We start from the raw sequence: 14,441 nt of genomic DNA on the forward strand, positions 1-14,441 counted from the left end.
CTCACTTCGACCGCAGCTTCGGCTTCTGGCCGGGCGCACGGACGGCGAACGCCGCGACGTGGCCCGGGGGCACCAGCACATCTTCCAGGACCCAGCCCGGGGGGCCCGGCGCGGGCAGCGGCCCGGCGCCCACGTAATCGAGCGAGGGATCACGGGACAGGCCGGTGCCGAGTCCCTTGAGGTAGGACTCCTTGCGGACCCAGGCCCGGGCGAAGGCCGCCGGTTTGGCGTGATCCGGTGCGGCGGCCACTTCCGCGGTCTCGGCCGGGTGCAGGAGCGTGGAGGTTCCGACGGCGAGGTCCAGCGCCGGCACTTCCTCCACGTCCACGCCCACCGGTGTGCCGGCGATCCCGACCAGCACCAGATCGCCGCTGTGCGACAGCGAGAAGTGCGTGCCCGCGCCGTCCACCGCGGGGCGGCCGTGCGGGCCGCCGCAGGAGGGGCAGGGCTCCCGGACCAGACGGACGGCGCCGGGCCCGGTCCCCAGGCGTGCGCCGAGCAGCAGGCGCAGGGCCACGTGTGCGACGAGGAAGCAGCGGCGCGTCCTGCTCCCGGCGAAGCGGGCCGCCCGCCCGAGCTCGTCCTCGCCGAGAACGCCGGGAGCCAGCCTCGCGGCGGCCGTCCCGTGCCGCACCGCGTCCACGGTCCACAGGGACGGCAGCCCGGCCCGCGTGTCCGTGGCGATGCGGCTCCGGACGGCCTCGGGCGGCTCCCGGAAGCCGAACTCGGACGCCTTGGCCATGGCCGGCGCCATCACCATCGCCGGCGCCAGGGCGGTCGTCATGGTCAGCTGCTCCGTACCGGCACGACGGAGCGGACGAGGTCCGCGACTTCCGGCCAGTTGTGCTGGAGGTAGAAGTGGTCCCCGGTGAGGGTCTCCTGCCGGAACCGGCCCACGGTGTGCGGGGACCAGGCGCTCAGGTCGTCGAAGGTCGCCACCGGGTCCGCGTCGCCGCCCAGGGCGACGAGGGTGCAGCTCAGCGGTGCGTCACCGCGGTGCCGGTAGGTTTCGCTGGCCTGGTAGTCGCCGCGGATCAGCGGCAGGAGCAGTGACCGCATCTCCGGGTGCTCCAGCAGCTCGGCCGCCGTACCGCCGAGCCGGACGACCTGGTCCGCGAGCGCCGTGTCGTCCAGCAGGTACGACGTGGTGACACGGACCCGGGAGGGGGCGGGGCGGCCGGAGGCGATCAGTGCCTGCGGGCCTTCGTCGCCGAGCCGCTGGGCGACCTCGTAGGCGAGGATCGCGCCCATGCTGTGCCCGAAGAAGACGCGCGGCACATCGACGGGATGGCGGTGCAGCGCCTCGGCGGTGCGGTCGGCCAGCTGGTGCAGGTCGGTGATGACCGGTTCCTCGTGGCGGTCCTGGCGTCCCGGGTACTGCACGGCGACGACCTGTGCGTCCCCCTCGAGTTCGCGGGCCAGGGGACGGTAGACGCTTGCCGCGCCTCCCGAGTGGGGGAAGCACACGAGCTGGGGGGCACGCTCCGGCGTACTGCCGGACGGATTGAGGTACTTGAGCCAGGCGGCCGAGGGCGACGGTGACATCTCTGCTCCCCCTCAGACGAGCGTCTGCACGGGCAGCGCCTCGATGAGGGGGTGGTCGCGCTCGATCAGGCCCAGCTTCGACGCGCCGCCGGGCGAGCCGAGTTCGCCGAAGAACGCCGCGTTGGCCTCGCGGTAGCCCTGCCATTCCTCGGGGGTGTCGTCCTCGTAGAAGATGGCTTCGACCGGGCAGACCGGCTCACAGGCACCGCAGTCGACGCATTCGTCCGGCTGGATGTACAAGGACCGGCGGCCCTCGTAGATGCAGTCGACCGGGCATTCCTCGATGCAGGCCTTGTCCTTGATGTCCGCGCAGGGCTGGGCGATTACGTAGGTCACTCTGCTGTTCCTCAGATCAGGTCTATGCGGTAGCTCGTCCCCACGTCAGCGAGGGCCGAGTAGCAGTAGGCGGCACGTGCCGCCGAAACGAGCGGGAAGCGCCGCGATGTGGCGAGCAGGAGGGAGTGGCAGGCCGCCAGGACCTCCGGGCCCACGACCCTGCGGTCCGAGCAGCCGGCGTACAGCTGTCCGGCGGAGACCGTGTCCGCGGGGCTCAGGTCGACGATCTCCACGCCCCCGCCCTCCTGGAACTTCCGGAGCGGGACGCCCGTGCCGCCCTGGTGGGCCTGGGTGCACTCCTCGTCCCAGCAGTTGCGCATGGCGCAGGCGACGGCGAAGGCGACGGAGGGGGTGACCAGGCGCAGCCTGCCCGTCCGTACCGCGTCCCGCAGGGCCACGGCCTTCGGTGTGTGGCCGACGGCGATCCGGTACAGCGAGAGGGGGTCGACGACGGCGGTATCGGCGGTCCCCAAGAGTTCTTCCTGGACGGCCACTTCGGTTTCTCCTCGACGGTGATGCGATGTGAGATTCGGTGAAGTCCCCTGCCCTCGCACGGGATCGCCGTACCGGGGCCGTGGGTGCGCGGTTGCCGAACCGGGCGGTCGATCCGCCCGGCGTTGTTCAGAGTCCCCAGGAGAGCGGGTCGTTGCTGCCGCAGCCGACGCCGTCGGGGGTGTGTCCGGTCCGGTGGTGGGAACGCAAGGGCGTACGGGCGGCGGGGCGCTCGAACGTCTCCATCCGGTGCGTGCCGTCCGCGGACTGGCGGTTCTGCCCTGCCTCTTGGTCGTCGTCATGCACGGGGAATCTCCGCTCGAAGCGATGGGGGGGGGTGGCCTGTCGGAAGGCGACGCCGAGGAGCGGCGAACCGTCCGCCGGGTCCGGGAGGAAGGCCGACGCTCGGGGGCGCTCGGGAATGCCGGGCTGCGGGTCGAGCGAAATCTTGTAGGCACGGCGAGAAAGTTGTCAATGGGCCTCCGAGGGGCCCGTTGAGGCGGGTTCCCGTGCCGTTCGCCGCGAATTGCCAGGCCGTGGGCGGGGTGGGCAGTCGGCGCGAACGGACTCCGCGGACGGGCGGGTGGCATCTACTTGCCAGCCCTCTCACGGGTCAATCAGCCGACCGTAGAGTCCGGTCATGCTGCGACCGCAGGAGCCGGTCAGTCCGGTTCACCGGCCGTTTTCCGGCGCCTAGTGAAAGGATTCGGTCATCTCCACCCAAGAAACTCGTCGTACGTCCGGATGCCCGGTCGACTTGGGATCCGCCGATCTCATCGACCCGAATCTCTACAGCGACGGGAACACGCACGAAATCTGGCGCCGCATGCGCGAGGTGGACGGCCTCGGCTGGCACCAGGTGGACGAAGAGCGCGGATTCTGGTCGGTCGTGAAGTACGCCGATACGGACCTGGTCCTGCGCGACACCGATACTTTCACCTCCGAGCGGGGCACCCTGCTCGATCTTCTCGGCACGGATGATCCGGCCGGCGGCCAGCAGCTCGCCGTCACCGATCCGCCGCGGCACACCGAACGGCAGGCCCGGCTGAAGAAGGCCCTGGCCGTCAGGGCCGTGGACCGCCAGCGGGAGATGATCCGGCCCAAGGTCGTCGACCTGCTCGAACCGCTCGGCGACGGCGGTTCCTTCGACTTCGGCGCGGCCATGCTGGGGCTGCCCATGTCGGTCACCGGCACGATGATGGGCCTGCCGGAGGAGGACTGGGCCTGGCTCAGCCGCCTCACCACCGTGTGCATCGCCGCCGACGACCCGGAGTTCCAGGACGAGGGCGGCAAGGAGGCCACGCTCAAGTCGGCTCACCGGGAGCTCTTCGGGTACTTCCAGGACCTCATGCGCCACCGCAGGGAGAACCTCGGCGACGACCTGCTCAGCGTGCTGATCTCCACGCGCTTCGAGGGCCGTCTGATGTCCGCCAGCGAGATCGTGGCGAACTGCTACAGCCTGCTGCTCGGCGCCAACGTGACCACGCCGCACGCGCCGACCTTCGTGATGGCCGAATTCACGGAAACCGATGTGCTGGCCGACTGGGCGGCCCACCCCGAAGTGCACACCACGGCTTACGAGGAGGCGCTGCGCTGGGCCTCTCCGGTCAACCACATTCTCCGCTATGCCACGCGGGACACCGAGGTGCGGGGCACGAAGATATCCGCCGGAGACGCGGTCGTCGCCTGGCTGGGCGCAGCCAACCGTGACGAAGAGGTCTTCGAGAACAGCCACACCTTCGATATCCGCCGCAAGCCCAATAAGCACCTCGCCTTCGGAATCGGGCCGCACTACTGCGTGGGCCACAGCGTCGCCCGGGTCACCATCAGCATCCTCTTCGAGGAATTGCTGGGCCGTTACGAGGATTTCCGGCTGGCCGGCAAGCCCGAGCGGCTGATCTCGAATTTCGCGTCCGGTTACAAGCACGTGCCCATCACGGCACGACTCCGTAAGTAGGAATGCCACGTGTGGTACGAAGCAAATCCCGCGCAGAAGGGGCTGTGGGTCCTCGACCAGGTCGAGCAGCTCCGGCCCACCAGCCTCATCCCCACCGTCATGGAATTCACCGGGGACGTCGACCACGACCTGCTCGTCGCGGCGGTCCGGCGGGTGCTCGGCCGGCATCCGGCCCTGCGGTCCCTGTTCCGGCTCGACATCGAGCACCGCAGGATCGAATACCGCACCGACGGCGCGCCCGCCGAGGCCGGGTTCATCGACGCCGCGGCGGAAGGATGGTCGCGGGAGGAGCTGGAGCGGCTGGTCGAGCTCCTGTGCTACACGCCCTTCGACCTCGGAACCGAGGCGCCGGTCCGGGCGGAAGTGATCCGCCTCGAGCGGTCCACCCTGCTCGTCCTGACCGTGCACCACATCGTGTGCGACGGCTGGTCGCGCAGCCTCCTCATGGCCGAGATCGCCGCGGTCTACCGGGCATCGGCGGCCGGACTCGAGCCCGTGCTCAGTTCGCCGCCGCACCCCAGCGAGGTCGTCACGATGCTGGCGGCCGACGAGCTGGCCGACCGCCTGCCGGACGTCGTCGAGCGGCTGGCCGGGGCCCCCATCGCGGTGGACGTGCCGTTCCGGCGGGACACCGACGACACCTCCCTGGCCGGGGCCACCCTGGCCACGCGGTTCGACGAGGAGCTCACCGAGGCCCTGCTGGCGGCAGCCGGCGAGGAAGGCTGCACGCCGTTCATGGCCGGTGTCGCCCTGCTCGCCGGAACGCTCGCCAGGACCGGCGCCCAGCGGGACTTCCTCTTCGCCTTCGGCTGGCCCGGCCGGTCCGATCCGGCCGTCGCCGAGGCCATCGGCATGTTCATGAACACCGTCATGATCAGGGTCTCGCTCGACGACACCACCACCTGGCGCGAGCTCCTGCGCACCGCGCGGATCTCCGCGATGGAAGCGTTCATGGACGGCGACGTCCCCCTGGACGCCGTGACGGCCGCGCTCAAGCCGGAGCGCGATGCCATCTGGCCGCCCCTGTCGGCCGTCCTGGTCAACATGGCCGAGGTTCCGAAGGACATGGAGCTGGCGCCCGGAGTCGTGGGCCGGCTCCAGCCGCTGCCGTCGCTGCACATGAAGTACGACCTCGGTCTTTTCGTCTGCCTGAACGAGGAGTCCGGCCGTCGCCGGCTGGAACTCTCCGTCGACTACACGCAGGCCCTGTACGCGCGCGACTCCGTCGCCGGATTCCTTTCGGACCTGCGGCGCAGCGCTCTCTCCCTCTCCCACTCCCTGGAGGAAACCGTGTCCGACCCGTCCGCCACCGCCGTGGATGTCTCCACCCCCGAGGCGCGCATCGAGCTCGTGCGCTCCCTGTGGAAGGAGATCCTCAAGATCGACGAAGTGGCCGATGACGCCAGCTTCTTCGATGTGGGCGGCGACTCGCTGCTCCTCATCGTCCTCGTCGAGCGTCTGACCCAGACCTCCGGCCGCGCCCTCAAGACGATGGACATCTTCCGGGCCGGAACGGTACGCGGACACGCCGAGCTGCTCGCCGCCCCGGCCGCGGGCGCCGCGGCCGGCTCCGGCGGCAGCGCCCGTGACCGCCTGATCGGCGCGGTACGGGCCGGCGGCCAGGGCTGACCAGGGCTACGGCCCGCGACGCGCGGGCCGTAGCCACCTTCCTCACCGGAGAGTGAACCAATGACGCTTGATGATCTTGCTTCCGCCATTCTGGGCGTGGGTACGGACACTACGGGTTTCAGAACGCGGAGCTTCATCGAGCTCGGCGGGGACTCGCTCCGTGCCATGCGCCTGGAGGCCATGGCCAGGGAACAGCTCGGCCTGAAGATATCCGTGAAGTCCCTGCTCGGCGGCGAGCCGCTGGCAGCCGTCCTCGGCGGGGCCGAGGCCGCTCCCGCGGACGGCCCGGTGGCCGCCACGGCCCCCGCCCCCTCGGACGCCGACCCGAAGGGGCTCTCGCACACCCAGCGCGGCATGTGGCTCATCGAGAGCATCACCGGCGGCTCTCCGTACAACCTGGTCTTCACCGCCTTCACCGACGCGGGAGAGCTGGACCCCGGCCTGCTGCGCGCCGCGGTCGACGCGACCGTCGCGCGCAACGAGGGGCTGCGGACCGTCTTCGCCGAAGGCGACGACGGTGTGGTCCGCGAGGTCCTCGCCGACCACACGCCCGAGTTCACCGGCTTCGCGCACGACGGCGAAGCGGCCGCCTTCGAGGAGTACGTCCGCCGGACCACCGAGGTGGAGTCCCGCCGTCCGTTCGACCTGACGGCGGCCCCGGCCGCGCGGTTCCTGCACTTCACGCATCCGGCCGGACGCAGCGCCCTCGTACTGACGGCCCACCACATGGTGCTGGACGGCTGGTCGGTGGGTCTCGTGCTGAAGGAGATCTTCGCCCGCTACGAGGAACTCGCGGGCGGCGCGCCCACCGACTTCGGGCCCGGCGTTCCGCTGAGCGAGCTCATCCGCATCCAGGACTCCGAGCGGGCCGGGGGACTGTGGGACGAGCAGGCCCGGTTCTGGACGGGCCACCTGACCGGAGTCCCCACGGTCCTCGAACTGCCCGCCGACCGGCAGCGGCCCCCCGTCCAGGACGCCGCGGGCTCCCGTGCCCCGGTCGACCTCGGCGGCGGCGCGAGCGCCGCGGTCACCCGGCGCGCCCGCGAACTCGGCATCACCCCCTTCGCCCTGCTGCTCGGCGCCTTCGGCCTGACCCTGAGCCGGACGACCGGCTCGCGCAGCCTGCTCGTCGGCGTGCCCCTGCTGGGGCGCGGCGGCAAGCAGCTGGAGCGCCTGGTCGGGGTCGCGGGCAACCTCGTACCCGTCCGGATCGACATCGACGACGACGCGTCGGCGGCGGACTACCTCCGCTCGGTGCAGCGCTCCCTCACGCTGAGCATCGACGCCGGCCGGCTGCCGTTCGAGGAGCTCGTCGCCCGCCTCGGCCTGGAGCGGAGCATCGGCTGCCACCCGCTCGTCCAGGTGTGCTTCGGCATGCACGACCAGCTCGTGCCGCAGCGCCTGGCCGCGGGTCCGCTGGACCTGCGGATCGAGGAGGGCCACGGCGGCGGCGCACAGTTCGACCTCACCCTGCTCATCGGCCGCGCCGAGCCCTCGCTCGCCGGCCACGTGGAGTACGCGACCGCGGTGTGGAACGAGGCCGAAGCCGTCGGTTTCATCGCGGACTTCCGGGCCGCCGCCGAGCAGCTGGCAGCCGGTGGCGACCTCGTACTGGAAGACGTGCGCTGCCTGTCCGACGAGCGCCGGGCCGGGCTGGATTCGGTCAACGCCGTGCGCGAGGACTTCCCCGTCACGTCCCTGGACGAGATGTTCCGGGACACGGCGCGGCGCTTCCCCGACCTGGTCGCGGTCCGCGACGGATCGGTCGAGCTGACCTACGCGGAGCTGGCGCTGGCCGTCGCGGAGCAGGCCCGCCTGCTCCGCGAAGCCGGGGTCCGGCAGGGCGACACGGTGCTGATCGGTGTCGACCGGTCCGTCGCCGAGGCGGTCGCCGTCCTGGGCATCCTCACCGCAGGCGCCGCGTACGTAGGTGTGGACCTGAGCCTGCCCCCGGCGCACACCCGGCTGATCGTCGCGAAGGCCGCACCCGCCGCCGCGCTGGTCTCCCCCGCGGCGGCCGGGCACGAGGGGCTGCGCGGCGTCACGCTCGCCGCCACCTGGGACGCCTCGTGGTCGCCCGCGGCCGACGTGCCGGTCGAGCCCCTCGTGCCGGTCGAGCCGGTCGAGCTGCCCAAGACGGACCCGGCACGGCAGGCCTACGTGGCCTTCACGTCCGGATCCACGGGCGAACCGAAGGGCGTCGGCGTTCCGCACCGCGCCGTCATCCGGCTCGTCCACGAGGCCGGATACGTCCGGACCGGTCCGGGCGAGACCATGCTCCGGCTCTCGCCGCTGGCCTTCGACGCCTCCACCCTGGAGCTGTGGGGCGCACTTCTCACCGGCGCCACCCTGGAGGTGTACCCGGCGGACGCGCTGCCCTCCCCGTCCGAACTGGGCACGTTCCTGCTCGAACGCGAGGTGACGGTCGCCTGGCTGACCGCAGGCCTCTTCCGGCTGGTCGAGGAGTTCGCCCCCGCTTCCTTCGGCAAGCTGAAGCAGCTGCTGACGGGCGGCGACGTCGTCCCGCACGACCACGCCGCACGCGCCCTCGCCCGCCATCCCGGCCTGGTCATCACCAACGGCTACGGACCGACCGAGAACACCACCTTCACCACCACGCACACGGTGCGCCGGCCCGAGGACGTCTGCGGACCGCTGCCCATCGGCACGCCGGTCCCGGGCACCCGGGTGTACGTACTCGACGCGCGCGGGCGTCTGGTCCCGCCCGGTGCGGTGGGCGAGCTGTACACCGGCGGCGAAGGACTGGCCGACGGCTACGTGGGCGACGAGGCGGAGAGCGCCCGGAGCTTCGGCCACTTCTCGGCCGACGTCCAGGAGCGGCTGTACCGCACGGGTGACGTCGTACGCCTCGACACGCAGGGCCGCCTCGCCTACCTCGGCCGCGCCGACGACCAGGTCAAGCTCCGCGGCTACCGCATCGAACTGAGTGCGATCTCCGACGCGTTGAAGGCCCACCCGCAGGTCAAGGACTCGGTGGTCGTCGTCACCGGCGACAACAGCGCAGAGAAGCGGCTCGTCGCGGCCGTCGTCCTCGCCCCGCGCACCGGGCCGGACGCCGGGCTCGGCACGGGCGAACTGCGCGACCTGCTCTCCGGCACGCTGCCCTCCTACATGGTGCCGACGCTGTGGGCGCTCGTGGAGAACATCCCGCTGACGCCCAACGGCAAGGTCGACCGCAAGGCCCTCGCCGCGGTCGCCGGGCCGGCCGTCCGGTCGGCCCCGGCCGCCACGCCGGTCGAGCGGTCGGCGGCCGAGGACGTACTGGCACAGGTCACGGCCCTCTTCGCGGAGGCCATCGAGCGCACCGGCAGCCGCTCGGACGGCGAGGCGCGCGAGATCGCCGCCGACACCGACTTCTTCGCCTGCGGCGGCACGTCACTGGGCGCCGTACAGCTGATCCGGCTGGTCAAGGAACGGCTGGGCGTGACGCTGAAGCTGCGCGCGCTGCTGCTCTCCCCCACCCCGGCCGGCGTCGTACTCCTCGTAGCGAAGGCCGTGACCAAGTGAGCGCCCCGGCACGGGAGAAGGAGACGGCCCGCGGGGCCGCGGACGATGCGGTGGCCGTCATCGGGATGGCGTGCCGCTACCCCGGCGCCGCCGACGTACGGGAGTTCTGGGAGCTGCTGCGCGGCGGCGTCGAGGGGATCACCCACTTCGAGACCGCCGACCTCATCGCGAAGGGCGCGGACCCGGAGCTCGTACGGCGTCCGGAGTTCGTCGCGGCCAAGGGAGTCCTGGAAGGCTCCCGGATGTTCGACTGGACGTTCTTCCGGTACAACCGGGCCGACGCCTCGCACATCGATCCGCAGCAGCGGGTGTTCCTCGAATGCGCCTCTACCGCGATCGACGACGCGGGCATCGACCCGGGCCGCTTCTCCGGCCGGATCGGCGTGTACGCCGGTTCCGACCGGACGCTGCTGGACTCCGGGGACGATCTGAGCCCGCTGGTACGGGTCGTCAGCCGCGAGAAGGACTTCGTGGCCACCCGCGTGGCCTACAAGCTCGGCCTGCGCGGCCCCGCGGTCACCGTGCAGACGGCCTGCTCCACCTCGCTCACCGCCATCCACATGGCCGCCCAGGCGCTGCGCGGCGGCGAATGCGACGCGGCCCTCGCGGGCGGGGTGGCGGTGTCGCCGCCGGGAGAGTGGGGCTACCTCCACGAACAGGGCAGCATCCTGTCGCCCGACGGCCACTGCCGTCCCTTCGACGCGAAGGCCGCCGGCACCATCCCCAGCGAGGGCGTCGGGGTCGTCGTCCTCAAGCGCCTGGCGGACGCCCTGCGCGACGGCGACCGGATCGCCGCGGTCATCCGCGGTTCGGCGCTCAACAACGACGGCGGCGACAAGCTGGGCTTCACCGCCCCGTCCATCCCCGGCCAGACCGAGGTGATCCGGCGCGCGCACGAGGTCGCCGCCGTCACCCCCCGGGAGATCCACTACGTCGAGTGCCACGGCACGGCGACCCCGATGGGCGACCCCGTGGAGGTGGCCGCGCTGACGGACGCCTTCGAGGCGCGCGAAGGGGACCCCACGACGTGGCTGGGCGCGGTCAAGAGCAACATCGGCCACACCAGCGCGGCCGCGGGTGTCGCGGGCTTCATCAAGACGGTGCTGATGCTGGAGCACCGGGAACTCGTGCCGACCCTCCACTTCAGCAGCCCCAACCCCCTGCTCGACCTCGACTCCTCGCCGTTCCGGGTGTGCACCGAGACCCGGTCCTGGCCCGGGGACGGGACCCCCACGGCGGCAGTGAGCGCCTTCGGCGTCGGCGGCACCAACGCGCACGTCATCCTGCAGGCCGCCCCCGAACGGGAGCAGCCCGCCGCCGGGCCCAGGCCGCCCGTGCTCACCCTCTCGGCGGCGTCCGACGACGCCCTCGCCCGGCTCCGCCGGGACCTGGCCGCCCGCCTCGAGGCCGATGACGCCCCGGACCTGGCACAGACCGCCCGCGCGCTCGCTTCCCGGCGGGGCTTCGGCCACCGCCAGGCCTTCGTCGCGCGGGACCGGGCCCAGGCCGCGGAGCTGCTGCGCGAGGCGCCGCGGCCCGCCGCCGCCAGGTCCCTGTCGCAGGTGGCGTTCCTCTTCCCCGGGCACGGAGTGCTGCGGCACGCCGCCGGTGCGGCGGCCCACCGGCTGCTGCCGGAGTTCCGTGCCGCCTTCGACGAGATCGGCGGGTTCGTCCGCGACACCTACGGGGTGGACCTGTCGCCGATCGTGACCGAGGCGGGCGCACCGCGCGAGTGGTTCGACGACTGGGCGCACCAGCAGGTGGGCCTGTTCGCCATCGGCTACTCGCTCGGCCGTCAGCTGGGCGACTGGGGGATCAAGCCCGCCGCCCTGTTCGGCAACAGCGTCGGCGAGTACGCCGCCGCCGCCCTCGCCGGGGTGTGGTCCCCGACGGATGCCGCGGTCCTGGTCTACGAGCGGGCCCAGGGGCTGCGCGCCACCGAGCCCGGCCGGATGGTGGCCGTCAACGCCCCCCTGGACGAGGTGGCCCGCCGGGTTCCCCTGGACGGCAGGATCGCCGTTTCCATGATCAGCCGTGGTGGCGTGGTGCTGTCCGGTCCTGAGCGGGAGATGACGCGGCTACTGGAAGGCGACGCCCTCGCCGGCCTGGACCTGCGCCCGCTGAACGTGGACCGGGCCGCCCACTGCGACATCCAGGCCCCCGTCGCCGACCGGCTGACCGAGCTGATCGGCGCCACCCGCACCCACCTTCCCGACCTGCGCCTCGTCTCGAACGTGACCGGCGACTGGGCGGACCCCCAAGCCGTGTGCGATCCCGCGTACTGGGCCGCGCAGGTACGCCGGCCGGTGCTGCTCGACGACGGCATGAAGACCCTGCTCGGGTCGGACTGCGACACGTTCATCGAGCTCGGGCCGGGCAGCACCATGCTCGGCGCCCTGCGGTTCCGCGGGGAGTGGGACCCCTCCCACGCGAGCGTGCCGATGCTGGGCAGGCCCGAGGACGGGGAACGCGGGCTGCTGCGCGCGCTGGGAACCCTGTGGGAGCACGGCCTGGACCTCGTGGAGGAAACGCTGGCGGGCACCGGGGAGCGTCCCTTCCTGTGCTCCCTGCCGGGCCACCCCTTCGCCCTCCGGGACCCTCAGGCCGGCCAGGCGCCGCAGGCCGCGCGCGCGGAGCGCCGTACGCCCGCGGCCGACCGGTCGGTGCCCGTACGCGGGCAGGTGGAGCGGCTGTGGTGCCGGGCGCTGGGCGTGTCCTCGGCGTCCGCCGCGGACGACTTCTTCGCCCTCGGCGGTGAATCGCTGATGGTGCTGAACCTGATGACCCAGCTCCGCGAGAAGGCGGGAGTCGTCGTATCGGCTGCCGAGTTCCTGCGCGGGCCCACCTTCGGGCACCTGCTCGAACTGGCCGAGCAGCAGCGCGGCACCGCCGCTTCGGCGCCCGCCACGGGCGCCGTCGTCCTCAAGGAGGGCACCGGACGGCCCCTGTTCCTGGTGGCCGACGCCGCCGAGTCCTCCCTCAGCTACCGCGCCCTGGCCGCGAGCCTGGACACCGAGCGCCCGGTCCACGGGCTCGAACCGCAGGTGGCGAACTCGTCGCGGATGTCCGTCGAGGCCGCCGCGGCCCACCACCTCCAGGCGCTGCTGGCGGCCCAGCCCGAGGGCCCCTACACCCTCGGCGGCTGGTCCTTCGGCGCCGTCGTGGCCCACGAGATGGCCCTCCAACTGGCTGCCAGGGGCGAGCGGGTCGACATGCTCGTGTGCCTCGACGCCTACGTACCCGGCCGCGCGGGCCGGACCATCGGCTCCGACCCCGAGTTCGTGCTCGGGCACCTGGGCCTCATGGCGAGCGCGGTGCTGGGCATCGGCCGGGTCGGAGTGCAGGCCCGGCGCAACCCCGCCCTGCGCGGTCTCCTGATGGACAAGTTCCGGGTGCTCTCCCGGTACCGGCCGCGTCCGGCCGGCTGCCCGGCCGTGGTGCTCAAGGTCGGGGTGGACGCGCGCGGGGCGGAGCTCCTGCGCCGCGACATCAGCGGCCTGTACCCGGGCGGCCTGACGGTCCGGGGAGTGAGCGGGGACCACTGGTCGATGCTCCGCGCCCCTCACGTGGGGGAACTCGCCACCACGCTGCTCGACGCACTTCCGGCAGAGGTCCCCGCCGGGAAGGGAACGGACCATGACGGTCGATGACTCCGCCACCAGGCCGCAAACCCAGGAACCGCAAGCCGCGGAGCCGCCGGCCCGGGAACCCCAAACCCAGGAACCGCAAGCCGCGCCCGTCGAGAAGCGCTCGCTGCTGCGCAACGGCTCCTTCCAGGCCCTGTGGAGCAGCGAGGCCCTCGCCGGAGTCGGCGAGAACGCCGCCGGCATCGCCTATCCGCTGCTGATCCTCGCCAGCACGGGCTCGGCCGCCTACGCCGGGGCCGTCGGCTCCGCCCAGCTGCTGGCCAACGGCCTGGCGTCCTTCTGGGGCGGCATCCTCGCCGACAGGGTGGACCGCAAGCGGCTGCTCATCGTGACGAGCGTGGTCCGGGCGGTGCTGCTCGGGATGTTCGCCGCCCTGCTCTTCGCCGGGTCGATGAACGTGCCCCTCGCGTTCGTCATCGCCATCGTGTCGGGCTGCTGCCACGGCGTGTCCATGCCCGCGGGCATGGCCATGATCAAGCAGCTGGTGCGGCCGGACCAGCTGGCCCAGGCGACCGCCCAGAACCAGATCAGGTGGTTCGGCGCCATCACGGCCGGCCCGTCCATCGGCGGCGTGCTGTACGGAATGGCCCGCGCGCTTCCCTTCGTCGCCGGGTGCGTCTCCTTCGCGGCCTCCGCGGTCCTGATGCTGTTCGTCAGGAGCGTGCCCCGGCCGGAGACCCCCGGCGAGGGGAAGAAGGGCCTGTTCGAAGGGTTCCGGTACCTCACCAGGGACCCCGTCCTGCGCCCGTTGATGATCAGCATCACGCTGTCCAACCTGGCCTTCAACACGGTCGGCATGTCCCTCGCCGTCATCGCCACCGGCAAGGACCGCGGTGCGTCGGACTCGTTCATCGGCCTGACGCTGTCGGTGGCCGGCACCGGCGCGCTCGTCGGCGCGCTGCTGGCCGGCACCGTCATCAAGCGGGTCCGCCCGTCGGTGATCTTCATGGCGGGCTACTGGATCGGCCCGCTGGCGGCGGCCCTGCTGATGACGGTCCCCGGGGTCATCCCGCTCGGCATCGTCGTCGCCTGCGTGTACGTCCGCGGTCCCCTCATCAACGCGCTGTTCCTGACGTACGCGGCCAAGACCGTGCCCGATGAGCTCCAGGGCCGGGTCCTCGGAGCCATCGTCTTCACCTCCACGATCATCTCGCCGGTCGGCGTCCTCGCGATCGGAGCGATCTTCGACGCCTGGGGCCCGGTCTGGGTGTTCGCCACCGTCGGCGTGATCGCGACGCTGGCGGCGCTGCCGACCCTGACCCGGAGCATCCGGACGCTGGCCTCGCTCGAAGAGAACCCCTCGTGAA

Annotated in this window: 10 protein-coding genes; 5 read left to right on the plus strand and 5 right to left on the minus strand. The window is 72.2% G+C overall.

Going from position 1 to position 14,441, the window contains the following annotated elements; translation table 11 throughout:
• Position 1: 1 nt before the first annotated feature.
• The 5 genes from ACFYM0_RS15950 to ACFYM0_RS15970 all read right to left on the minus strand — a co-directional run bounded on the left by ACFYM0_RS15950 (position 2) and on the right by ACFYM0_RS15970 (position 2,679).
• Positions 2-784, minus strand: coding sequence for a 4'-phosphopantetheinyl transferase family protein (locus ACFYM0_RS15950; protein WP_388501392.1), 783 nt, complete (start codon positions 782-784; stop codon positions 2-4).
• A 2-nt stretch (positions 785-786) separates the two neighbouring features.
• Positions 787-1,545 carry a thioesterase II family protein gene (locus ACFYM0_RS15955; RefSeq protein WP_388501394.1) on the minus strand — a complete coding sequence of 253 codons (759 nt, stop codon included), beginning with the start codon at positions 1,543-1,545 and terminating at the stop codon, positions 787-789.
• A 12-nt stretch (positions 1,546-1,557) separates the two neighbouring features.
• Positions 1,558-1,881 carry a ferredoxin gene (gene fdxA / locus ACFYM0_RS15960; protein ID WP_388501396.1) on the minus strand — a complete coding sequence of 108 codons (324 nt, stop codon included), beginning with the start codon at positions 1,879-1,881 and terminating at the stop codon, positions 1,558-1,560.
• A gap of 11 nt (positions 1,882-1,892) precedes the next feature.
• Complete coding sequence (locus tag ACFYM0_RS15965) at positions 1,893-2,375, minus strand: hypothetical protein (RefSeq protein WP_327253856.1); 483 nt, start codon at positions 2,373-2,375, stop codon at positions 1,893-1,895.
• A 127-nt stretch (positions 2,376-2,502) separates the two neighbouring features.
• Entirely contained in the window at positions 2,503-2,679 is a 177-nt protein-coding gene (locus ACFYM0_RS15970; RefSeq protein ID WP_388501399.1) for a hypothetical protein, read from the minus strand.
• A gap of 451 nt (positions 2,680-3,130) precedes the next feature.
• Between ACFYM0_RS15970 and ACFYM0_RS15975 the strand changes: the two genes are divergently transcribed.
• From ACFYM0_RS15975 to ACFYM0_RS15995, 5 genes are read left to right on the plus strand one after another with little or no spacing between them, the layout of a single operon-like run.
• A complete protein-coding gene (locus tag ACFYM0_RS15975; protein ID WP_388501402.1) occupies positions 3,131-4,330 on the plus strand; it encodes a cytochrome P450 in 1,200 nt (399 codons plus the stop codon).
• 9 nt (positions 4,331-4,339) lie between these two features.
• Positions 4,340-5,959 (plus strand): condensation domain-containing protein, encoded by a 1,620-nt coding sequence (locus ACFYM0_RS15980; protein ID WP_388501405.1) that lies wholly within the window; start codon positions 4,340-4,342, stop codon positions 5,957-5,959.
• A 60-nt stretch (positions 5,960-6,019) separates the two neighbouring features.
• A complete protein-coding gene (locus ACFYM0_RS15985) occupies positions 6,020-9,487 on the plus strand; it encodes an amino acid adenylation domain-containing protein (protein ID WP_388501407.1) in 3,468 nt (1,155 codons plus the stop codon).
• Entirely contained in the window at positions 9,484-13,137 is a 3,654-nt protein-coding gene (locus tag ACFYM0_RS15990; RefSeq protein WP_388501410.1) for a type I polyketide synthase, read from the plus strand. Before ACFYM0_RS15985 ends, ACFYM0_RS15990 begins: the two co-directional genes overlap by 4 nt.
• On the plus strand, positions 13,124-14,440 hold the full coding sequence (locus ACFYM0_RS15995) for an MFS transporter (protein ID WP_388501413.1): 1,317 nt from the start codon (positions 13,124-13,126) through the stop codon (positions 14,438-14,440). The genes ACFYM0_RS15990 and ACFYM0_RS15995 overlap by 14 nt, the downstream gene beginning before the upstream one ends.
• The last annotated feature ends 1 nt before the right edge of the window (position 14,441 follow it).

The organism is Streptomyces sp. NPDC006487, assembly GCF_042870555.1.
Lineage (GTDB): Bacteria > Actinomycetota > Actinomycetes > Streptomycetales > Streptomycetaceae > Streptomyces.

Excerpts from the sequence above, each read along its gene's own strand:
- ACFYM0_RS15950 (WP_388501392.1), bottom strand. The coding sequence starts at position 784 with ATGACGACCGCCCTGGCGCCGGCGATGGTGATGGCGCCGGCCATGGCC.
- ACFYM0_RS15955 (WP_388501394.1), bottom strand. The coding sequence starts at position 1,545 with ATGTCACCGTCGCCCTCGGCCGCCTGGCTCAAGTACCTCAATCCGTCC.
- ACFYM0_RS15995 (WP_388501413.1), top strand. The coding sequence starts at position 13,124 with ATGACGGTCGATGACTCCGCCACCAGGCCGCAAACCCAGGAACCGCAA.
- ACFYM0_RS15985 (WP_388501407.1), top strand. The coding sequence starts at position 6,020 with ATGACGCTTGATGATCTTGCTTCCGCCATTCTGGGCGTGGGTACGGAC.